Origin of the sequence: Pseudomonas nabeulensis (genome assembly GCF_004682045.1) — a bacterium.
GTDB lineage: Bacteria > Pseudomonadota > Gammaproteobacteria > Pseudomonadales > Pseudomonadaceae > Aquipseudomonas > Aquipseudomonas nabeulensis.
The window spans coordinates 95786-117759 of the sequence record NZ_QUZT01000010.1 but is presented as its reverse complement, the minus strand read 5'-3'; the positions used below and the strand labels follow the sequence as shown (position 1 = coordinate 117759).

At 60.9% G+C, this 21974-nt stretch carries 19 protein-coding genes; 12 read left to right on the top strand and 7 right to left on the bottom strand.

What is annotated here, in order from left to right; translation table 11 throughout:
• Positions 1-106: 106 nt before the first annotated feature.
• Positions 107-514, bottom strand: coding sequence for an RNA-binding S4 domain-containing protein (locus DYL61_RS08160; RefSeq protein ID WP_135307903.1), 408 nt, complete (start codon positions 512-514; stop codon positions 107-109).
• Between the two features lie 233 nt (positions 515-747).
• Between DYL61_RS08160 and rimB the strand changes: the two genes are divergently transcribed.
• Positions 748-1230 carry a retropepsin-like aspartic endopeptidase RimB gene (rimB, locus tag DYL61_RS08155; RefSeq protein ID WP_017526050.1) on the top strand — a complete coding sequence of 161 codons (483 nt, stop codon included), beginning with the start codon at positions 748-750 and terminating at the stop codon, positions 1228-1230.
• Positions 1227-2132, top strand: coding sequence for a 30S ribosomal protein S6--L-glutamate ligase (gene rimK / locus DYL61_RS08150; RefSeq protein ID WP_003187674.1), 906 nt, complete (start codon positions 1227-1229; stop codon positions 2130-2132). Before rimB ends, rimK begins: the two co-directional genes overlap by 4 nt.
• 62 nt (positions 2133-2194) lie before the next feature.
• On the opposite strand, the gene DYL61_RS08145 is transcribed toward rimK, so the two are convergent.
• Complete coding sequence (locus DYL61_RS08145) at positions 2195-3508, bottom strand: ATP-binding protein (protein WP_135307902.1); 1314 nt, start codon at positions 3506-3508, stop codon at positions 2195-2197.
• A 105-nt stretch (positions 3509-3613) separates the two neighbouring features.
• Positions 3614-4354, bottom strand: a complete 741-nt coding sequence (ompR, locus tag DYL61_RS08140) for an osmolarity response regulator transcription factor OmpR (RefSeq protein ID WP_105699271.1) — start codon at positions 4352-4354, stop codon at positions 3614-3616.
• Positions 4355-4710: 356 nt separating this feature from the next.
• On the opposite strand from ompR, the gene DYL61_RS08135 reads away from it, so the two are divergent.
• The 7 genes from DYL61_RS08135 to tauD all read left to right on the top strand — a co-directional run bounded on the left by DYL61_RS08135 (position 4711) and on the right by tauD (position 12938).
• Positions 4711-7035, top strand: coding sequence for a Tex family protein (locus DYL61_RS08135; RefSeq protein WP_135307901.1), 2325 nt, complete (start codon positions 4711-4713; stop codon positions 7033-7035).
• Positions 7035-7418, top strand: coding sequence for a PaaI family thioesterase (locus tag DYL61_RS08130; protein ID WP_135307900.1), 384 nt, complete (start codon positions 7035-7037; stop codon positions 7416-7418). Before DYL61_RS08135 ends, DYL61_RS08130 begins: the two co-directional genes overlap by 1 nt.
• A gap of 214 nt (positions 7419-7632) precedes the next feature.
• On the top strand, positions 7633-9216 hold the full coding sequence (gene gshA / locus DYL61_RS08125) for a glutamate--cysteine ligase (protein WP_135307899.1): 1584 nt from the start codon (positions 7633-7635) through the stop codon (positions 9214-9216).
• 270 nt (positions 9217-9486) lie between these two features.
• On the top strand, positions 9487-10464 hold the full coding sequence (gene tauA, locus DYL61_RS08120; RefSeq protein ID WP_135307898.1) for a taurine ABC transporter substrate-binding protein: 978 nt from the start codon (positions 9487-9489) through the stop codon (positions 10462-10464).
• A 16-nt stretch (positions 10465-10480) separates the two neighbouring features.
• Positions 10481-11260, top strand: coding sequence for a taurine ABC transporter ATP-binding subunit (tauB, locus tag DYL61_RS08115; RefSeq protein ID WP_105699276.1), 780 nt, complete (start codon positions 10481-10483; stop codon positions 11258-11260).
• Positions 11257-12090 carry a taurine ABC transporter permease TauC gene (tauC, locus tag DYL61_RS08110; RefSeq protein ID WP_135307897.1) on the top strand — a complete coding sequence of 278 codons (834 nt, stop codon included), beginning with the start codon at positions 11257-11259 and terminating at the stop codon, positions 12088-12090. The genes tauB and tauC overlap by 4 nt, the downstream gene beginning before the upstream one ends.
• A gap of 11 nt (positions 12091-12101) precedes the next feature.
• A complete protein-coding gene (tauD, locus tag DYL61_RS08105) occupies positions 12102-12938 on the top strand; it encodes a taurine dioxygenase (protein ID WP_135307896.1) in 837 nt (278 codons plus the stop codon).
• Positions 12939-13078: 140 nt separating this feature from the next.
• Here the strand turns inward: tauD and mgrA are convergent, their stop codons facing one another.
• The 4 genes from mgrA to epsC all read right to left on the bottom strand — a co-directional run bounded on the left by mgrA (position 13079) and on the right by epsC (position 19090).
• Positions 13079-14116 (bottom strand): L-glyceraldehyde 3-phosphate reductase, encoded by a 1038-nt coding sequence (gene mgrA, locus DYL61_RS08100; RefSeq protein ID WP_135307895.1) that lies wholly within the window; start codon positions 14114-14116, stop codon positions 13079-13081.
• A 108-nt stretch (positions 14117-14224) separates the two neighbouring features.
• Positions 14225-15553 carry an OprD family outer membrane porin gene (locus DYL61_RS08095; RefSeq protein WP_135307912.1) on the bottom strand — a complete coding sequence of 443 codons (1329 nt, stop codon included), beginning with the start codon at positions 15551-15553 and terminating at the stop codon, positions 14225-14227.
• Between the two features lie 290 nt (positions 15554-15843).
• The gene (gene betT, locus DYL61_RS08090) at positions 15844-17805 is read right to left on the bottom strand and encodes a choline transporter BetT (protein ID WP_167497945.1); all 1962 of its coding nucleotides are present in this window, start codon (positions 17803-17805) and stop codon (positions 15844-15846) included.
• Positions 17806-18163: 358 nt separating this feature from the next.
• The gene (gene epsC / locus DYL61_RS08085) at positions 18164-19090 is read right to left on the bottom strand and encodes a serine O-acetyltransferase EpsC (protein ID WP_135307893.1); all 927 of its coding nucleotides are present in this window, start codon (positions 19088-19090) and stop codon (positions 18164-18166) included.
• A gap of 166 nt (positions 19091-19256) precedes the next feature.
• Between epsC and DYL61_RS08080 the strand changes: the two genes are divergently transcribed.
• From DYL61_RS08080 to tcyL, 3 genes are all read left to right on the top strand, one after another.
• Positions 19257-20252, top strand: a complete 996-nt coding sequence (locus DYL61_RS08080; protein WP_135307892.1) for a D-cysteine desulfhydrase — start codon at positions 19257-19259, stop codon at positions 20250-20252.
• 256 nt (positions 20253-20508) lie between these two features.
• On the top strand, positions 20509-21309 hold the full coding sequence (tcyJ, locus tag DYL61_RS08075) for a cystine ABC transporter substrate-binding protein (protein ID WP_135307891.1): 801 nt from the start codon (positions 20509-20511) through the stop codon (positions 21307-21309).
• Positions 21309-21974, top strand: coding sequence for a cystine ABC transporter permease (gene tcyL, locus DYL61_RS08070; RefSeq protein WP_135307890.1), 666 nt, complete (start codon positions 21309-21311; stop codon positions 21972-21974). The genes tcyJ and tcyL overlap by 1 nt, the downstream gene beginning before the upstream one ends.

The window sequence follows — 21974 nt, the reverse complement described above, 5'->3', positions numbered from 1 at the left end:
GCGCAGCCGCCCTAAATCCAGACACCTCGGTTTACCTGAAACACCGCTGCGTCCTGTTTAGGGCGGCTGCGCCACCCAGCGCGGGGCAAGCCCGCTCACTACAAGGTCAATCGTCATTGCCACTGCCGCGAAACTTGAACAAGTCGCGGCGTTGCTTCTTGCTCGGCTTGCCATCGGTGCTCAGGCCCATTGCGCCGGCCTTGCGCATCGCCGCCGCATTTTCGCGCTTGGCGATGCTGGCTTCGGTTTCGGCGTACAACGCCTGCGCTTCAGGCGCACCACGACGCACGATGGAAAGTGCCTGCACCACGACGGTCTTTTCATCAAACCCGGTGCGAATCTGGAACTCATCGCCGACACGCGGCTCCTTGCCCGGCTTGCAGCGTTCGCCGCGATGATGCACCTTGCCGCTCTCGATGGCGGCCTTGGCCAGGGCACGGGTTTTATAGAAACGCGCCGCCCACAACCACTTGTCCAAACGAACCTTGTCTTCCTCTTCCTGCTTTTGAGCCACTTGAATTCCTCGCTCTGAAAAATGTCGCAACTGTACCGTTGAAACCCTTCGACGCATAAACCCCAAGGCTCACCTAAGATACGCCAGGCACGACGAGATTTCAGCGCACAGGCTGATTACTGAAGCCTGAGCGATATCTGTCGCCATTTGCCGAATATTCTGCGTGAATACCGCGAATTCGGCACCGAACCCTCGGCAGCTTCGAAACATTTCTGAAATACCGGTTATCCATATTGAAGACATTTGACCATTTGACCGTTGTCGGTCTGCGTGAGTGGGTGGCACTTCCCGACTTGGGAGTGGCTGGCTTGCGCGCAAAGATCGACACCGGTGCCAGCACGTCCAGCCTGCACGCCACCGACATCGAGCCATTCGAGCGCGACGGTGAGAAGTGGGTGCGCTTTACCGCGCACCTGGGCAGCGTGGTGCAACTGCGTCACCGCCGCTGCGAAGCGCCCCTGGTGACGATGAAAACCATCAAGAGCTCCAACGGCCATGCGCAGGTGCGTTATGTGATCAGCACCACCCTGGCGTTGGGTGATCGGGTATGGCGGGTGGAGTTCACCCTGGCCTGCCGCAAAGCCATGCGTTATCGCCTGTTGTTGGGTTCCAAGGCGCTGATTGACGGCCACTTGGTGGTCAATCCAGGCGTCAAGTACGTTCAAGACAAGCCGGTGTTCCCGGTCTCTACTATTTCTGCCCCAGGTGCTGCATGAAGATTGCTGTGCTGTCGCGAAACCCGCGTCTGTATTCCACCCGCCGCCTGGTCGAGGCCGGCACCGAACGTGGCCACGAAATGGTGGTGATCGACACGTTGCGTGCCTACATGAACATTGCCAGCCACAAGCCGCAGATCCACTACCGGGGCAAACCGCTGGAAGGCTTTGATGCGGTGATCCCACGTATTGGTGCTTCGGTGACGTTCTATGGCTGCGCGGTGCTGCGCCAGTTTGAAATGATGGGGGTGTTCCCCCTCAACGAATCCGTGGCCATCGCCCGTTCACGGGACAAGTTGCGCTCGCTGCAACTGCTGTCGCGACGTGGCATCGGCTTGCCGGTCACCGGTTTTGCCCACTCCCCGGACGACATCCCCGACCTGATCGAGATGGTCAACGGTGCGCCGCTGGTGATCAAGGTATTGGAAGGCACCCAGGGCATTGGCGTGGTGCTGTGTGAAACCGCCACAGCGGCGGAATCGGTGATCGAGGCGTTCATGGGCCTCAAGCAGAACATCATGGTGCAGGAATACATCAAGGAAGCCGGCGGTGCGGATATTCGCTGCTTCGTGGTCGGCGACAAGGTGATTGCCGCGATGAAGCGCCAGGCCAAACCCGGTGAGTTCCGCTCCAACCTGCACCGTGGCGGCAGTGCCAGCCTGATCAAGATCACCCCGGAAGAACGCATGACCGCACTGCGGGCGGCGAAGGTGATGGGGTTGAGCGTGGCGGGTGTGGATATCTTGCGCTCCAACCACGGGCCGCTGGTGATGGAGGTGAATTCGTCGCCGGGGTTGGAGGGGATCGAGACCACCACCGGCAAGGACGTGGCGGGGATCATCATTCAGCATCTGGAGAAGAACGGTGGGCCGAATATGACTCGGACCAAGGGCAAGGGCTGATAAACACCGATCAAAATGTGGGAGGGGGCAAGCCCCCTCCCACATTTGCGCAGTGTGGTTTGTTAAACCGCGTCTCGGGGCAACATCAACCCAAGCGGCAAGCGCACCCGCGCTTCCAGCCCTCCGCCCTCACGGTTGCGCAACTCAACATTGCCGCCGTGCATCGAAGCAATCCGCCGCACAATCGCCAGCCCCAGGCCGGTGCCCTTGCCACCTCGAGCACGGTCGCCACGGGTGAATGGGTTGAAGATGCCTTCCAGCTCATCCGGGTCAATGCCCGCGCCCCGGTCCATCACACTCAGCACCACATAGGGCGCCGCGCTGTCACCGGACACGTATGCCGCCACTTCCACATCTGAGCCGGCATGGTGCAAGGCGTTGCCGATCAGGTTGTTCAACAGGCGCTTCATCGACACCCGGCGCAAGGCAAACGGTTGGATAGGTTCCAGGCGCATGCGCACTTGTTCGCCGTTCTGATTATAGGGCGCCACCACCTCACGAACCAAGTCCGTCAGGTCGACCTCCTCCACCAATTCGTCCCGACCATCACGGATAAACGCCAGGAACTGGTCGAGAATCGCATCCATGTCTTCGATATCGCGAACCATGTCATCGGTAAGGTCGTTACGGTCACCCATCAATTCCAGGGACAAGCGCAACCGGGTCAACGGTGTACGCAGGTCATGGGAAACGCCCGCAAGCATCAACTCGCGCTCGCGCCCAGCCTGTTCGACATCCTCCGCCATCTGGTTGAAGGCACCGTACACCTCGGTCATTTCACTGGGCGTGTCACTGACCGGCAGACGCACGCTACGCCCCTGCCCCAGTTGGCGGGCAGCAAACACCAGTCGCTTGAGCGGTTGGTTGAGCTGACGTACGAAAATCCACGCGGAGGCGGTGGATAACAAGCCGATTGCCAAGAACCAGCCGAGTACGTTCCAGATCTTCTGCCCCCGCAACGGATGCGGATACAGCGGCACTTTCAACCAGTCCTCGCCCAAGCTCGGCGCACGCACCCACAACGCAGGCGACACGTGCATACGCAACCGCACCTCGGTGTCTTCACCGAGCTCGGCCTGCATCTGGCGCTGGTAGATTTCGCTGTAGGGCCAGTGCTGCTCGCCCTCCGGCACACCGGCACCGGCGACTCGCACCAGCGTCGCGGCCTTGGCGATCTTTTCGCGGTTTTCCGGGTCAGCCGCCCAATAGGCACGCAGCGTCAGGGCGACGCCATGGCTGTACTGTCGGTCCACCAGCACGTCTTCGTTCATCAACAGATAAACCAGAGTGAGTGCCTTGGAAAAAAGAACGACGATCAGCACCAGCCAAAGGGTGCGAGAGAAGAAACTTTGCGGGAACCACAACGGGGTTTTCATAGAAGACTGCTAGACACCTTGCAGGAACGAGCGGCGCAGACGCCGGGCATCCCGTCGCCCCTCATGGAGCCAAACGCCAGGATACCCGCCCCTGCAAAACATCGGTCACTTGGTTGCGGTGCCATCCGGCACAAACACATAACCCACGCCCCACACGGTCTGGATATACCGCGGTTTGGAAGGGTCCGGCTCGATCATCCGGCGCAGGCGGGAGATCTGTACGTCGATGGAGCGCTCCAGAGCGTCCCACTCGCGACCACGGGCCAAATTCATCAGCTTGTCGCGGGTCAGCGGCTGGCGCGCGTTCATCACCAGCGCCTTGAGCACGGCGAATTCACCGGTGGTGAGCATGTGCACTTCATCGCCACGCTTGAGCTCACGGGTGGCCAACGACAGTTCGTAGTCGCCAAAGGTGACGTTTTCGTCCTCACTGCCTGGCGCACCCGGCACGGCCGGTGCCTGGCGGCGCAATACGGCCTTGACCCGTGCCATCAGCTCGTCCGGGTTGAACGGCTTGGCCAGGTAGTCATCTGCGCCCAGTTCGAGGCCCTTGATGCGGCTCAGCTCGTCGCCCTTGGCGGTCAGCATGATGATCGGGATCTGGTTGTTCGCACCGCGCAGGCGTTTGCAGGCGGTGAGGCCGTCTTCGCCGGGCAGCATCAGGTCAAGTACGACCAGGTTGAAGACTTCACGCCCCAACAGGCGGTCCATTTGCTCGGTGTTCGGCACCGCGCGGGCACGGTAGCCCTTGGAGTTGAAGAAACGCTCCAGCAGGCTGCTCAGCCCCGGATCGTCATCAACGATGAGAATTTTTTCGCCTTCAGCAGTTTGTGCAGTGCTGCTCATTGGATGCTCCTCTTATCTCGGCGCGCATTATGGCCTAGCTGCCGTTATACGCACCGTGTGCATTGTTAGCAGATTTTTCCTCTACCGCCAGCGCCCCCGTGTCCTACAAGCACTGGCGCAGTACCCCCCAAGGGCAGAACGCTGGTTATAATGCGGCGCCTTCGTGCAGGGCAACGTCAGATCGTTACCGTTTACTGCCGGGCTTTTTTCACCCGCTTGTCGTGATTTTTTCGATTTCGAGGGTCAATAGGCTGCCTCTTGACCCAGGCAGCGGCGCCAGTCGGGCCGCTCAACCAGCCTTGCCGGGCCTTGTTTTCCGGGCCTGCGAGCTGATTTTCAGAATTTCAGGTGGTTTTATGGACAGCATCAACAGCCGCATCGCCGAGGAACTCGGTGTACGCCCACAACAGGTCGAAGCGGCCGTCGCTCTACTGGATGAAGGCTCCACGGTGCCTTTCATCGCCCGTTACCGTAAAGAAGTGACCGGCAGCCTCGACGACACCCAACTGCGTCACCTGGAAGAGCGTCTGCGCTACCTGCGAGAACTCGACGAACGGCGTATCAGCATCCTCGCCAGCATCACGGAACAGGGCAAGCTGACCCCGCAGCTTGAGCGCGACATCAAGCTCGCCGACACCAAGACCCGTCTCGAAGACCTGTACCTGCCGTACAAGCAGAAGCGCCGCACCAAGGGCCAGATCGCCCTGGAAGCCGGCCTCGGCGAGCTGGCCGACGGCCTGTTCAATGACCCGTCGCTGACCCCGGACACCGAAGCCGCCCGCTTCATCGACGCCGAAAAAGGCGTCGCCGACGTCAAAGCCGCCCTCGAGGGTGCCAAGTACATTCTCATGGAGCGCTTCGCCGAAGACGCCAGCCTGCTGGAAAAACTGCGCACTTACCTCAAGCAGGAAGCCACCCTCAGCGCCCGCGTCATCGCCGGCAAAGAGGAAGAAGGCGCCAAGTTCCGCGACTACTTCGAACACGACGAACCGCTCAAGAGCATGCCGTCCCACCGTGCGCTGGCGATTTTCCGCGGCCGCAACGAAGGCATTCTCAGCTCCGCGCTCAAAGTCGGCGACGAACTACCGGGCACCATGCACCCGTGCGAAGGCATGATCGGCCAACAATTCGGCATCCAGAATCAGAATCGTCCTGCGGACAAGTGGCTGGGTGAAGTGGTGCGCTGGACCTGGAAGGTCAAGCTCTATACCCACCTGGAAACCGACCTGCTGGGCGAGTTGCGTGACGGCGCCGAAACCGAGGCGATCAACGTATTCGCCCACAACCTGCACGACTTGCTGCTGGCCGCGCCGGCCGGCCCGCGCGCCACCCTGGGCCTCGACCCAGGCCTGCGCACAGGCTGCAAGGTGGCCGTGGTCGACTCCACCGGCAAGCTGCTGGACCACACCACCGTGTACCCCCACGTGCCGCACAACAAGTGGGACCAGACCCTCGCCATCCTGGCCGCCCTCTGCGCCAAGCACGCGGTGGACCTGATCGCCATCGGCAACGGCACCGCCAGCCGCGAAACCGACAAGCTGGCCGCCGAGCTGATCAAAAAATATCCAGCCATGAAGATGACCAAGGTTATGGTCTCCGAAGCCGGCGCTTCGGTGTACTCGGCGTCGGAACTGGCCTCCAAGGAGTTCCCGGACCTCGACGTGTCGATCCGTGGCGCGGTGTCCATCGCCCGTCGCTTGCAGGATCCGCTGGCCGAACTGGTGAAAATCGATCCGAAGTCCATCGGCGTCGGCCAGTACCAGCACGACGTGTCGCAGCTGAAACTGGCGCGTGGCCTGGATGCCGTGGTGGAAGACTGCGTAAACGCCGTGGGCGTGGACGTGAACACCGCTTCGGTGGCGCTGCTGGCGCGCATCTCCGGCCTCAACGCGACACTGGCGCAGAATATCGTGACTCACCGTGACGAAAACGGCGCGTTCAAAACCCGCGCAGCCCTGAAAAAAGTTGCACGCCTGGGTGAAAAAACCTTCGAACAAGCCGCCGGCTTCCTACGCGTGATGAACGGCGACAACCCGCTGGATTCCTCTGCCGTCCACCCGGAAGCCTACCCGCTGGTACAACGCATTGCCGCCGAAACCGACCGCGACATCCGCTCGCTGATCGGCGACGCCGCGTTCCTCAAGCGTCTGGACCCGAAGAAGTACACCGACGAAACCTTCGGCGTGCCGACCATCACCGACATCCTGCAAGAGCTGGAAAAGCCGGGCCGCGACCCGCGTCCGGAGTTCAAGACCGCTGAGTTCCAGGAAGGTGTGGAAGACCTCAAGGACCTGCAACCGGGCATGATCCTCGAAGGCGTGGTGACCAACGTGACCAACTTCGGCGCGTTTGTGGACATCGGCGTGCATCAGGACGGTTTGGTGCATATTTCCGCGCTTTCGGAGAAATTCATCAAGGACCCACGTGAGGCGGTGAAAGCCGGCGACGTGGTCAAAGTGAAGGTCATGGAAGTCGACATCCCGCGCAAACGCGTCGGCCTGTCGATGCGCATGAGCGACACCCCCGGCGAGAAAATCGACGGCGCCCGTGGCGCACGCCCAGGCTCGGCACCGCGCCAGTCGCAGAACAACGCGCCACGCAAGGAAACCGCCACAGCCGCGCCGAGCAACAACGCCATGGCCTCGCTGTTCGCCAACGCCAAACAGTTGAAGAAACGCTGATGGAAATGCCGGCTGGCTTGACCCAAAGCGCCTTCAGCGACTTGATTGGCTGCCGCCTGCAACGCCTTGAAGAAGGCGTTGCCGAGGTGGCCCTGACCCTGGAGCCGCACCTGCGCAACCGCGCGGGCAAGCTCCATGGCGGGGCGATTTTCAGCCTGGTGGACATTACGATGGGGCTGGCCTGTTCCAGCTCCCATGGTTTCGACCAACAGAGCGCGACTATCGAGTGCAAGATCAACTACATCCGCGCCGTGGAAGACGGCGACGTGTTGTGCACCAGCCGGGTGATTCATGCCGGTCGGCGCACGCTGGTGGTGGAAGCGGATGTGCACCAGGGCGACCGGCTTGTCGCAAAAGCACAGGGCACCTTCGCTGTCCTATAGCTCCCCGCCCACGATTTGAGTTAATTTCGGCGCTGCACAAACGGCGTCGGAATTTTCTCGCTGCGCTGTAGCCAAATTCATGGAGTGAAGTCGGCTTTTTCAGAGCGGGTCAAATCGACTCTAAACCAGGCGAAAACGCCAGTTTTAACTTCACCCTTGTAGACCGTCCTGCCCACCCCCATATTGGGGCGACTGACGCGTGAAGGAATCCAACTTGAGCGAACTTCTCAACCGCCGCCTGGCCCTGCTCGGCAAGCGCGAACACCTCTCCCTGCTAGAGCAGTGCTTGCACGGCATCGAGCGCGAATGCCTGCGCGTCACCGCTGAGGGTCGCCTGGCGCAGACGCCGCACCCCGAAGCCTTGGGCGCCGCGTTGACCCATGAACAGATCACCACTGACTATTCGGAATCGTTGCTGGAGTTCATCACTCCTGCCCTGCCCAACCCGGCCGATACCTTGAGCAGCCTGGACAAGATCCACCGCTTTGCCTACAGCAAGCTCGGCAGCGAGTACCTGTGGAGCCCGTCGATGCCGTGCCCGTTGCCGGCCGAGGAAGATATTCCGATTGCCTACTACGGCACCTCCAATATCGGACAGCTCAAGTACGTGTATCGCAAGGGCCTGGCCCTGCGTTACGGCAAAACCATGCAGTGCATCGCTGGCATCCACTACAACTTTTCCCTGCCGGAACCGTTGTGGCCGTTGCTCAAGGAGACTGAGGGGTATGTCGGTACTGACCGCGACTTCCAGTCCGACGCCTATATCGCGCTGATCCGTAACTTCCGTCGCTACAGCTGGCTGTTGATGTATCTGTTCGGCGCCTCGCCAGCCCTGGACGCGGGCTTCCTGCGCGGTCGCTCGCACCAACTGGAAGTGCTCGACGCCGACACCCTGTACCTGCCCTACGCCACCAGCCTGCGCATGAGCGACCTGGGTTACCAAAGCAACGCCCAGGCCGGTCTTACGCCGTGCTACAACGACTTGGCCAGCTACACCGACAGCCTGCGTGAAGCGGTGGCAACGCCCTACGCGCCGTACGTCGAAGTCGGCACGCACAAGGACGGTGAATGGGTACAGCTGAACACCAACATCCTGCAGATCGAAAACGAGTACTACTCCAACATTCGCCCCAAACGCGTGACCTACACCGGCGAACGGCCGATCCAGGCGCTGATGGCGCGTGGCATCCAGTACATCGAAGTGCGTTGCCTGGACATCAACCCGTTCCTGCCGATGGGTATCGACTTGCAAGAGTCGCGCTTCCTTGACGCGTTCCTGTTGTATTGCGCGCTGAACGACAGCCCGCTATTCGCGAATAACGAGTGCGGTAATGCCACCTCCAACTTCCTCAGCGTGGTCAAGGAGGGTCGTCGTCCGGGCCTGCAATTGCAGCGCGACGGCCAGCCTGTGGACATGAAGGAATGGGCCGCCGAATTGCTGGAAAAAATCGCACCGCTGGCGGCCCTGCTCGATGAAAGCCATGGCATCACCGAACACAGCCAGGCGCTGGACGCCCAGCTGGCGAAGGTCAAGGACTCGTCCCTGACCCCTTCGGCCCAAGTGCTGGCAGCGATGGCTGAGCGCAAGCAGAGCTTTGCGCAGTTCTCCCTGCACCAGAGCCAGTTGCATGCCGAGCACTTCCGCAAGGAGCCGTTGCCGGCCGAAGAGCAGGCACGCTTCGAAGAGCTGGCGCGTACGTCGCTGGCACAGCAGGCGGAGCTGGAGCAGAACGAAGTGGGCGATTTTGATGTGTTTGTCGGGTCATACCAGGCGAGCATCTTGGCCATCAGCAACTAACCGATTCCCCATGTGAATGGGGTCAATGTGGGAGGGGCGGTGCGACGATTCGACTTGCCCCCGATAGCGGTGTATCAGCCAGTGATGTGCTGACTGAAAGACCGCTATCGGGGGCAAGCCCCCTCCCACATTTGACCTCATTTCAATTGAGGTTCAGCGCTCACCCTTCTTCTCATAAGCTCATTCGAAAATGTTATTTATTTTCGAGTTCTTAGATCATTTAGTCTCCTCACACGCCGACCCTCGGCCGCCTGATTGAGGAGCTTCCCCTTGAAACTATTGACCCCTCTGCGCCTCTTGGCGGCGCTGTCCCTGGCCGGTGCCAGCCTGTTCGCCCAGGCGGCGGATGTGACCGTGGCGTACCAGACCACCGTGGACCCGGCCAAGGTCGCCCAGGCCGACGGCGCGTATGAAAAAGCCACCAACGCCAAGATCAACTGGCGCAAATTCGACAATGGCGCCGACATCATCGCCGCCATCGCCTCCGGCGACGTGCAGATCGGCTACCTCGGTTCCAGCCCGCTGACCGCCGCCATCACCCGCAAAGTACCGGTGGAAACCTTCCTCGTCGCCACCCAGATCGGCGGCGCCGAAGCGCTGGTGGCGCGCAATGGTTCGGGGATCAACAGCCCGCAGGACCTGATCGGCAAGAAAGTCGCCGTGCCGTTTGTGTCCACCGGCCATTACAGCCTGCTGGCCGCGTTGAAGCACTGGAACATCGACGCGTCCAAAGTGACCATCCTCAACCTCGCACCGCCGGCGATCATCGCCGCCTGGAAGCGCGGTGATATCGACGCGACCTACGTCTGGGACCCGGCCCTGGGCGTGGCCAAGGAAAACGGCAAGGTGCTGATCACCTCCGGCGAACTGGCCAAGTTTGGCGCACCGACCTTCGATGCCTGGATCGTACGTAAGGATTTTGCCGAGAAGCACCCGGAAATTGTCACCGCCTTCGCCAAGGTCACGCTGGACGCCTACGCCGCCTACCGCAAAGACCCACAAGCCTGGCTCGCCGACAAAGGCAACGTCGACAAACTGGTGAAGCTCTCCGGCGCCAAGGCCGACGATATCCCGCTGCTGCTGCAAGGCAACGTCTACCCGCTGGCCGCTGACCAAGTGACGCTGCTGGGCGCCCCGACCACCAAGGCCGTGACCGATACCGCTGCGTTCCTCAAGGAGCAGGGCAAGGTCGACGCCGTGCTGCCGGACTACGCCCCTTACGTCAGCGCCAAGTTCATTACCAACTGATCAGGAGTTCATCGCGATGGCCTTGCTACAACTGGAGCGCATCAGCGCACAGTACCCAGGCGCCACACAACCGGTACTGTCTGACATCTCAATCGACCTGGGGCCCCAGCAATTGCTGGTGGCCCTCGGCCCGTCCGGCAGTGGCAAGACTTCGCTGTTGAACCTGATTGCCGGCTTTGTCGAACCCTCCGCCGGGCGCATCACCCTCGATGGTGTGCCGGTCAAAGGCCCCAGCGCCGAACGCGGCGTGGTGTTCCAGGACGACGCCCTGCTGCCCTGGCAGGACGTGCTGGCCAACGTCGGCTTCGGCCTGGAACTGGCCGGCGTGCCCAAGGCACAGCGTGAAGTGCGCGCCCGGGAAATGCTCGCCTTGGTCGACCTGGCCGGTTTCGACAGCCGTCGAATCTGGCAGCTTTCCGGCGGCCAGAAGCAACGTGTCGGCCTCGCCCGCGCGCTGGCGGCAGACCCACGCGTGTTGTTGATGGACGAACCCTTCGGCGCCCTCGATGCGTTTACTCGTGAACAGATGCAGGAGCTGTTGCTGCAAGTCTGGCAACGCACGTCCAAGCCGGTGTTCCTGATTACCCATGACATCGAAGAGGCGGTTTTCCTCGCCACGGACTTGATTCTGCTGGCGCCCAACCCTGGGCAAATCGTCGAGCGTCTGAGCCTGGACTTCGGCCAGCGCTACGCGGCCGGTGAGTCGGCACGGGCGATCAAGTCCGACCCGCGCTTTATCGAAACCCGCGAACACGTGCTGGGCAAAGTGTTCTCGCAACGGCAGGTGTCCGCATGAGCAGTTACGAAATCGCCACTGTCGTTGAGGCGGTGGCCCAGGTCGTTACCCCGATACGTCGCCGCATAAGCACGCGCTGGATCAGCGTGCTGACGCTCGTCGCCTTGTTGGCCACCTGGTGGGCCGTGACCGCCACCGGGTTGATCGAACCACTATTCCTGCCGCCGCCCTCCGCCGTGCTGCAAAAAGGCTGGCTGCTGGCGACCACCGGCTATATGGATTCCACCCTGTGGCAGCACTTGGGTTCGAGCCTCAGCCGCATCGGCCTGGGCCTGGGTTTTGCCGTGCTGACTGCCGTGCCGGTGGGGATTGCCATCGGTTCCAACCGGGTTGCCCGCGGTGTGCTCGACCCGCTGATCGAGTTTTATCGACCGATTCCGCCGCTGGCCTATCTGCCGTTGATCGTGATCTGGTGCGGCATCGGCGAGCTGTCCAAGGTGCTGCTGATTTACCTGGCGATCTTTGCGCCGATCGCCATCGCCACCGCGACCGGCGTGCGCACCGTCGACCCGGCCAAACTGCGTGCGGCGCAGTCATTGGGAGCGACCCGCGCCCAGCTGATTCGCCATGTGATTTTGCCGAGTGCCCTGCCCGACATCCTCACCGGTGTACGCATCGGCCTGGGCGTGGGCTGGTCCACCCTGGTCGCGGCCGAGTTGATCGCCGCCACCAGCGGCCTGGGCTTTATGGTGCAGTCGGCGGCGCAGTTCCTGGTCACCGATGTGGTGGTGCTGGGCATTCTGGTTATCGCCCTGATTGCCTTTGCCATGGAAATGGGCCTGCGCGCCCTTCAGCGCAAGTTGGTGCCGTGGCATGGCCAGGCACATTGAGTGAGAACCGCATGAGCAGCCTGACCGTTACCCCATTAAGCATCGCCCTTGGCGCCGAGATCAGTGGCGTCGACATCACCCAGCCGCTGAACCTGGAACAGCGTGACGCCATCGAACAGGCGTTGCTGACCCATTCGGTACTGTTCTTCCGTGGCCAGGAAATCACCCCACAGCAACAAGCACGCTTCGCGGCGAATTTTGGCGACCTGCACATCCACCCGATCTACCCCAACGTGCCGGAACAGCCCGAAGTGCTGATCCTCGACACCGCCGTCACCGACGTGCGCGACAACGCGGTGTGGCACACCGACGTGACCTTCCTGCCCACCCCGGCGCTCGGCGCGGTGCTGAGTGCCAAGCAGCTGCCGGCATTTGGCGGTGACACGTTGTGGGCCAGCGGGATTGCGGCGTATGAAGCGCTGTCGGCGCCATTGAAGCGTTTGCTCGACGGGCTTACCGCGACCCACGACTTCACCAAATCCTTTCCGCTGGAGCGCTTTGGCAACACCGCCGAAGACCTGGCGCGCTGGGAAGAAACCCGCCGGAAGAACCCGCCGTTGTCGCACCCAGTGGTGCGCACGCATCCGGTGAGCGGACGTAAGTCGCTGTTCGTCAGTGACGGGTTTACCACCAGGATCAATGAGCTGGAACCGGCGGAAAGCGAAGCGATACTGAAGCTGCTGTTCGCCCACGCGACACGCCCGGAATTCACCATCCGCTGGCGCTGGCAGGAGAATGATGTGGCGTTCTGGGACAACCGCGTGACCCAGCATTACGCGGTGGATGATTACCGGCCACAGCGGCGGGTGATGCACCGGGCGACGATTTTGGGTGACGTCCCGTTCTAGAGCCTGACGAAGATCAAATGTGGGAGGGGCGGTGCGACGATTCGACTTGCCCCCGATAGCAGTGGACCAGTCACTGATGTGTTGGCTGATACACCGCAATCGGGGGCAAGCCCCCTCCCACATTGACCGCGTACTGTCTTTTATTCAGCGGTGGAGGGCTTTTCCCACAGGTTGATCCCGCCTTCCTGGGCAAACCGGTCGATCTCCGCCAGCTCTTCTGCACTGAAGCTCAAGTTCTTCAACGCCCCGACGTTCTCAATGATTTGCTCTGGCCGGCTCGCGCCGATCAGTGCACTGGTCACCCGTGGATCACGCAACGTCCAGGCCAACGCCAATTGGGCCAAACTCTGGCCACGACGCTGGGCGATTTCGTTCAGTGCACGTACGTGAGCGATGTTTTCTTCGGACAGGTGCTTGGCCTGCAACGAACCACCGCCCGGGCGATTGACCCGAGCATCGGCCGGTACGCCGTTGAGGTATTTGTCGGTCAACAAACCCTGGGCCAACGGGGTGAACGCAATCACTCCGGCACCGAGTGCTTCGGTGGTGTCCAACAGGTCTTTTTCCACCCAGCGGTTAAGCAGGTTGTAGGCCGGCTGGTGGATCAGCAACGGCACTTTCCACTCTTGGAGCAGGGCAGCGATTTCACGGGTTTTTACGCCGGAATACGACGAGATACCGATGTACAGCGCCTTGCCTTGTTGCACGGCGGTGGCGAGGGCGCTGGCGGTTTCTTCCAGTGGGGTGTCGGGGTCGAAACGGTGGGAGTAGAAGATGTCCACGTAGTCGACGCCCAGGCGTTGCAGGCTCTGGTCCAGGCTCGCCAGGATGTATTTGCGCGAACCGCCGCCCTGACCGTAAGGGCCTGGCCACATGTCCCAACCGGCTTTGCTGGAGATGATCAATTCATCGCGGTAGTGCTTGAAATCTTCGCGCAGCAAACGGCCGAAATTGATCTCGGCGCTGCCGTACGGTGGGCCGTAGTTGTTGGCCAGGTCGAAGTGGTTGATCCCCAGGTCGAACGCGGTGCGCAGCAGGGCGCGCTGGGTGTCGATCGGGGTGCTGTCGCCAAAGTTGTGCCACAGGCCGAGGGACAGTGCAGGCAGCACCAATCCACTGCGGCCTACGCGGCGATACGGGATAGATTCATAGCGGTTTTCGGCAGCAATGTACGTCATCGAATCCTCTCTGGGCTTAGGGCAAATAAGCCCTGGGAATAAGGTTATTCCCAGGGCTTTTAACCGGCTGAATCGCTTAAGTCTGCCCTTTCGTTTTACAGCAATTGCCTACCAGAGTGGAACGACGTAGCTGACATAAAAGCGGTTTTCATCCTGCACGGTGGCACCGGTGATGTCGGGGCTGGCGTGGGCATTTTTCCAGGTCACACCCAGGCCTTTGAGCGTGCCTGTAGGCACTTGATACGCCACGGCGACGTTGCGCTCCCATTCGCTGGTGTTGCCTTGCGCAGTGCGGATGTCATCGCCATGGGCGTAGGCGGCGGAGAACGTCAGGCCGGTAAGGCCGAGCTTGCCGAAGTCATACTTGTATTGCGCCAGCCACGTGCGCTCGCCGGCGTGCTGGAATTTGTTCAACTGCATGTTGGTCAGTGCCGGGGTGTCGGCGCCTGAGCCGGGGCCTTGACGGTTGTCGCCGCTGTTCAGGCCGGAGTCGAGGTACGGAAAGTCGCTGTCGCCGCTGTTTTTCTGAATGCCGAGACCGATGGTATGACCGTCCAGGCTGTAGCTTTCAAGCAAGCTGGCGGTGGTCTGGTTGATGCGGCCTTTGCTCACGCCATCGCCGTACAGGCCACTGGCGGCGTAGTCTTTGTCGCCATCTGCGTTGCCGCCCACACCCAGGCTGCGGAACACGCGGATATCGGTATCGAAGGCGCCCACCGCCACAGCGTCATGACGCTTGGCGCCGAGGAAGAACTGCTGGTAGTAGTCCTCAAGGTTGGAATACCACAGGCTGACCGTGGTGTTCTGGATGCCGGTGTAGTCGGCACCGCCGAACAGGAAGCGGTCGCTCTCTTTGGTACCACCGGCGGTGATCATGCCCTGGTCGCCGGTTTCGTTGCGGATCTTGGTCTTGAAGATATCGCCGCCGGTGAAGGTGAAATCGCTCAAGTCCTTGGAGACCAATTGCACGCCGGTGTTGGTCTGCTGGTACAGGCGACCGTCCGTGTTGGCGAGTATCGGATTGTTGCCATACAGGGTGCCGACACGCAGTTCATCCTTGGCGAAGCGCATCTTGAACGTCGGGCTCAGCACGCCGAACTGGTCGGCGGATTTGCCGTTGTCCAGCGGGAACATGCTGCCGGGGTAGCGGCTCTGGTGATCCTTGTCGTTGAGGTCGCCGCCGGAGTCCAGTTTCAAGCCGTAGAACGCTTGCAGATCCAGACCAAAACCCACAGGCCCCTCGGTGTAGCCGGACTTGAAGTTGAACTCGAAACCCTGGCCCCAATCGCGAATGCTGTGGGCCTTGGCGGTGCTGTTCACCACGTCACGTCCCTGCTGGTTGAGATAGCGATTGAGCAGGGTCACATCGGCGTGGCTGTCATCAATAAAGTCGGCGTGGGCGGACAGCATAAAGCTCGCCATGGCGACACCCACCATGGGGCTTAATAACGTCTTCATTGTTACCGGTCTCCGTCACTGTTCTGAAATGAAAGCGTCAAACGCTTCACACAATTACGCAGTGGGCAGATGACAGTTACGCGTCAAAACCGGGTTGGGCCGGATGAAATTAAATTTAAGAAAGCCCTGTAGATCAGGGCCTTGCGAGGTTTTTTGTGGGAGGGGGCTTGCCTGCGATAGCAGTGTGTCAGTCAGCATATGCATTGACTGGTTCACCGCCATCGGGGGCAAGCCCCCTCCCACAAAAGGCAGACTTCACAAACCGGCTTTCAGCGCACCAAATGCAGGAACTGCAAATGCCGCTCGTACTGGTCGAGGATGTCGTTGATGATTTGCTCCTTGGTGTAACCCATCAAATCGTAGTCCTGGCTGCCCTCGGCCAAGTGCACTTCCGCCCGGTAGTAGCGACGGTTGTTGAGCTCTTTGGAGCCCATGCCGCCCCGGGCGAACGATGGCGTGAAGTAACCGCGCATCTGCACTTGGTACACGAACGGATGCTCCTCACCGTGGCCGACTTCCAGGCTGACGCTGTCGTTGGCCGGGTCCGGTTGGGTGGTCACATTCAGGCCTTTTTCGACGAACACCGCGGTCACATCTTCAATGGCCGGGCGCACGGTCGATTCCAGGAAGCGGTACACCTCGTCACGCGATGGGAAGTGCAAGGCATGGCTCAAGCGCTGGCGCCAACCGCCCCGTCCCTTGCGCGACGCCGAAACCGGCGCCAATGAATGCAACTGCGCAATCTGCTTTTGCGACTCGAGGTAGAACGCCTTGTGCAGCCCCCACATCATCAGCAACAGGATCATCGAGAACGGCAACGAGGTCAGCACCACCGCTGACTTGAGCGAGTCGATGCTGCCGGCAAACAGCAGCGCACTGGTGACCAGCGCCGTCATCGCGCCCCAGAACACCCGCAGCCATTTCGGCCCGTCTTCGTCGGCATTGCCGCCCTTGGACGACAGGGTCGACAGCACCACGGTGCCGGAGTCGGCCGAGGTGACGAAGAACACAAAACTGATAAACACCGTGACCGCGATCACCACCTTGCTCCACGGGTAGGTTTCCAGCAGCAGGTAGAGGCTCATCGACGGGTCATCGATGGCCGACTGACCGAGTGCGGCCATGCCATGGTTGAGCACTTGATCGATGGCACTGTTGCCGAAAATCGACATCCACGCCAGGGTGAAACCCAGCGGGATCAGCAGCACGCCAAACACGAATTCGCGGATGGTGCGGCCACGGGAAATACGTGCGATGAACAGGCCCACGAACGGCGACCATGCGATCCACCAGGCCCAGTAGAACACCGTCCAACCGCCCAGCCAGTCGCTGGGCTTGTCGTAGGCGTAGACGTCGAAACTCTTGGTCGGCAATGCGCCGAGGTAGTCGCCGATGTTCTGGATCAGCGTGTTGAGCAAGTGCTGGGTAGGCCCGGCAAACAACACAAACAGCAGCAGCGCACAAGCCAGCAGCATGTTGATGTCGGACATCACCCGCACGCCCTTGTCGACGCCAGCCACCGCGACGATGATCGCAGCGCCCATCATCAAGGTGATCAAGCCGACCTGGATCCACTGGGTATGCGCGATGCCGAACAGGTAGTCCAGACCGGAGTTGAGGTGCAGCACCCCAAAACCCATGTCCGCGCCCAGGCCGAACACCGTGGCGATGATGCCGAAGCCATCTACCGCATAGCCGATGGGGCCATTGATGCGCTTGCCGATCAGCGGGTACAGCGCCGAGCGCAAGGCCAGCGGCAGGTTATGCCGGTAGGCGAAATACGCCAGGGCCATGCCAACAAACGCGAACACGCCCCAGCCGTGCAGGCCCCAGTGCAGAAACAGAATCTGCATGGCCTGGCGTGCGGCATCTGCATTCATCGGCGCGCCTTGTGGCGGTTGCTCCAGGTGCGTCAGCGGCTCGGATACACAGAAGAAAAACAGCGTGATGCTGATCCCGGCGGCGAACAGCATGCCGGCCCAGGACAGGTAACTGAATTCGGGCTCGTCGTGGTCGGCACCGAGTTTTATCTTGCCGTAGCCCGATAGCGCGGTGACCACCACGAAGACCAGATACAGGGTCATCGCCAACATGTAGTACCAGCCGACCGTGTTGGCCGCCCAGTTTTGCGCGGCCAGCAACCAGGCGCCGGCCTGTTGCGGGATAGCGATGACAGTGACGCCGAACAGCAAAATGACCGTTGCAGCGAAGTAGAAGACCGGCGCGTTCATGCGCACCAGTCCGCTGGATGGGGTGGACGATGCACTCATGAACGATGCACCCCGAAAGCGTGGGATATGGCTGGGAAAAACGGACTCAGCAAAGGTAAGCCTCCTGTTGTGAGCGGGCAGCGAACCACCGGGTTTAACTTGAACAAGCGTTCAAGTTAAACATGAATAGGGGGTTCAGGACTAATCGCGGGGCTGAGTGGTCGTTGGATGGATCATTGATTTGGCAATGCAATCAATGTGGGAGGGGCGGTGCGACGATTCGACTTGCCCCCGATGGCGGTGCTTCAGTCAAGGAAATGCTGACTGACACACCGCTATCGGGGGCAAGCCCCCTCCCACAGGGACCTAATTAGGCCCGTTACTTTTGCGTACCGTCATCATGCTGCAAATTGGCCTGGGTGATATTCGCCCCCGCCGGCACGCTGCGGGTCAGCCACACGTTGCCGCCAATGGTCGAGCCTTGGCCGATGGTGATACGCCCCAGAATCGTCGCCCCCGCGTAGATCACCACGTCATCCTCGACAATCGGGTGACGCGGATGGCCCTTCTGCAACTGCCCATCTTCATCCGCCGGGAAGCGCTTGGCGCCGAGGGTCACGGCCTGGTAGATACGCACCCGCTCGCCAATGATCGCAGTCTCGCCGATCACCACGCCGGTGCCGTGGTCGATAAAGAAGCTCGGGCCGATCTGCGCGCCGGGGTGGATATCGATGCCAGTCGCCGAGTGCGCAATCTCCGCGCTGATCCGCGCCAACAATGGCAAGCCCGCACGGTACAGGTGGTGCGCCAGGCGATGGTGTATCACCGCCAAAATACCGGGGTAGCACAGCAGCACTTCATCCACGCTGCGGGCGGCCGGGTCACCGTGATAGGCGGCGAGTACGTCGGTGTCCAACAGGCTGCGCAGGGACGGCAGGGCCAGGGCGAAATCCTGGATCAGGCGGATGGCCAGGGCATCGACTTCGCTGTCGTCCTTGGCGCCTTGGCGTGCTGCATAACGCAGCTCCAGGCGCGCCTGGCCGAGCAAGGCGTTCAACGCCACATCGAGGGTATGACCGACGTAGAAGTCTTCACTTTCTTCACGCAAATCCACGGGCCCCAAGCGCATGGGAAACAGCGCGCCGCACAATGCCTCGAGAATCTGCGCCACCGCTTCGCGGGACGGCAACTCGCGGCCACCGTGCTCGCCGCTCAGGCGACCATTGCGCGTTCGCCACTGGTCCCGCGCGCCGCGCAGTTGGCTGACGATGGTCTGTAGTTGCCAATGACTGGAACGCTCACTCACGGTCTTCACTCCTGACGAAATGCCCATCACTTTACGGTATGCACCCTCAGCGCCCTTAAGAACCAATGGTGTGATGCTAAGAACCATCCGGCATAAGCGATTGGCGGTTGCCCGATGAAAAGTGCCTGCCTATAGTCGGCCCATCACTTAGCAACCGTGCGTCGTCATGATCAAACAACAGCTCGACCGTTTTAACCGTCTGGAACTGCTGGGCGGCGCCACCGCCCTGGAAAAACTCGAGCGGCTGTCGGCCTGGCTGGGCAGGGATATCTACGTCAAGCGTGACGACACCACGCCCCTGGCCATGGGTGGCAACAAGCTGCGCAAACTCGAATACCTGGCGGCAGATGCCATCGCTCAAGGCGCCGACACCCTGGTGACCGCCGGTGCGATTCAGTCCAACCATGTACGCCAGACCGCCGCCCTGGCTGCCAAGCTTGGCCTGGGCTGTGTGGCGTTGCTGGAAAACCCTACCGGCACTGACGACCCCAACTACCTGGGCAACGGCAACCGCCTGCTGCTGGAGTTATTCGACGCCAAGGTGGAGCTGGTGGAAAACCTCGACAACGTCGACGACCAGCTAAACGCCCTCGCCGACCGCCTGCGCAGCAACGGCAAGAAGCCGTATCTGGTGCCCATCGGCGGCTCCAACGCCCTCGGCGCATTGGGTTATGTGCGCGCCGGGCTGGAATTGGCAGCGCAGATCGAAGACAGCGGGATTGAGTTTGCCGCTGTGGTGCTGGCCTCCGGTAGCGCCGGGACACACAGCGGGTTGGCATTGGCCTTGAGCCAAGTGTTGCCGGAGCTGCCGGTCATTGGCGTAACCGTCTCGCGCACCGATGAAGCCCAGCGCCCGAAAGTCCAGGGCCTGGCCGAGCGCACCGCCGAGCTGCTGGGTGTGGATATCCCCGAAGCCTTCAAGGTGATCCTGTGGGACGAATACTTCGGCCCGCGCTACGGCGAGCCCAATGCCGGCACCCTGGCGGCGATCAAGCTGCTGGCCAGCCAGGAAGGCCTGCTGCTGGACCCGGTCTACACTGGCAAGGCCATGGCGGGTTTGCTGGATGGTATCGGGCGCCAGCGGTTTGAGGAGGGGCCGATCATTTTCCTGCATACCGGTGGAGCGCCGGCGCTGTTTGCCTACGACTCAGTATTCAACTGAATAAATGCGGGCCAAATGTGGGAGGGGGCTTGCCCCCGATAGCAGTGGGTCAGTGACACATTTATAACCTGACACACCGCTATCGGGGGCAAGCCCCCTCCCACATTGGAAGCACCACATATTCAATAATTGAATATCAAATTAGATTTATATTATTTTCAAGTCTTAAAAATCGACTTTATAGTCGCGGCTTTAAGGCAGGATACAACCACTGCGTCACCTGCTTCGCTCAACATAAAAAACACAGGGGCTCTTCATGACTATTTCTGTATTGCGTCGTACGTTGTTGGTTGGCACTTTGGGCTTGGCGCTTGGGGCTGGCCTGATGGGTCAGGCGGTTGCCGGCGAGCAACTGGACAACATCCAGAAAGCCGGCGTGATCAATGTCGGCCTGGAAGGGACTTACCCACCGTTCAGCTTCGTCGATGAAAGCGGCAAGCTCGCAGGCTTCGAAGTCGAACTTTCCGAAGCCCTGGCCAAAGAGCTGGGTGTGAAGGTCAAGCTGCAAGCCACCAAGTGGGACGGCATCCTGGCGGCACTGGAATCCAAGCGTCTGGACGCTGTGATCAACCAGGTGACCATCTCCGAAGAGCGCAAGAAAAAATACGATTTCTCCGAGCCCTACACCGTTTCCGGGATCCAGGCGCTGGTCCTGAAGAAGAACGAAGACAAGCTCAACATCAAATCCGCTGCTGACCTGGCCGGTAAAAAAGTCGGCGTGGGCCTGGGCACCAACTACGAAGAGTGGGTAAAAGCCAACGTCAAGGGCGCTGATGTGCGCACCTACGAAGATGACCCGACCAAGTTCCAGGACCTGCGCATCGGCCGTATCGACGCCATCCTGATCGACCGTCTGGCGGCGCTGGAATATGCCAAGAAAGCCCCTGACACCGCCGCTGCCGGCGATGCGTTTTCCCGTCAGGAAGCCGGTGTAGCCCTGCGTAAAGGCGAGCCGGAGTTGCTGGCGGCGGTCAACAAGGCCATCGATAAGCTGCGCGCTGACGGTACGTTGAAGAAGCTGTCCGAGAAGTACTTCAACGCTGACGTTACTCAATAATGGAAGCAAAGCTCCAACTGATCCTGAGCTCCACGCCCTTCCTGATGCAGGGCGTGTACTTCACCATCATCCTGAGCCTGGGTGGCTTGTTCTTCGGCTTTCTGATGGGCTTTGGCCTGGCCCTGATGCGCTTGTCGCGGTTCAAGTCGCTGAGCTGGTTCGCCCGTGTCTACGTGTCGTTCTTTCGCGGCACGCCGCTGCTGGTGCAACTGTTCATGATGTATTACGGCTTGCCGCAAGTGGGGATCGAACTGGATCCGATCCCCGCCGCGCTGATCGGCCTGTCGCTGAACATGGCGGCGTACATCTGTGAGACCTTGCGCGCCGCCATCAGCTCTATCGAGCGTGGCCAGTGGGAAGCCGCTGCCAGTATCGGCATGACGCGGGTGCAGACCCTGCGCCGGGCGATCCTGCCGCAGGCGATGCGCACGGCATTACCGCCGCTGGGCAACAGCTTCACGTCGCTGGTAAAGGACACCTCACTGGCCGCGACCATCCAGGTGCCCGAGTTGCTGCGTCAGGCGCAGTTGGTTTCCGCACGCACCTTCGAAATCTTTGCCATGTACCTTTCAGCCGCGCTGATCTATTGGGTATTGGTGAGCATCCTGGCGCATCTGCAAAACCGCCTGGAAGACCGGGTCAACCGGCATGACCTGGAGTCTTGA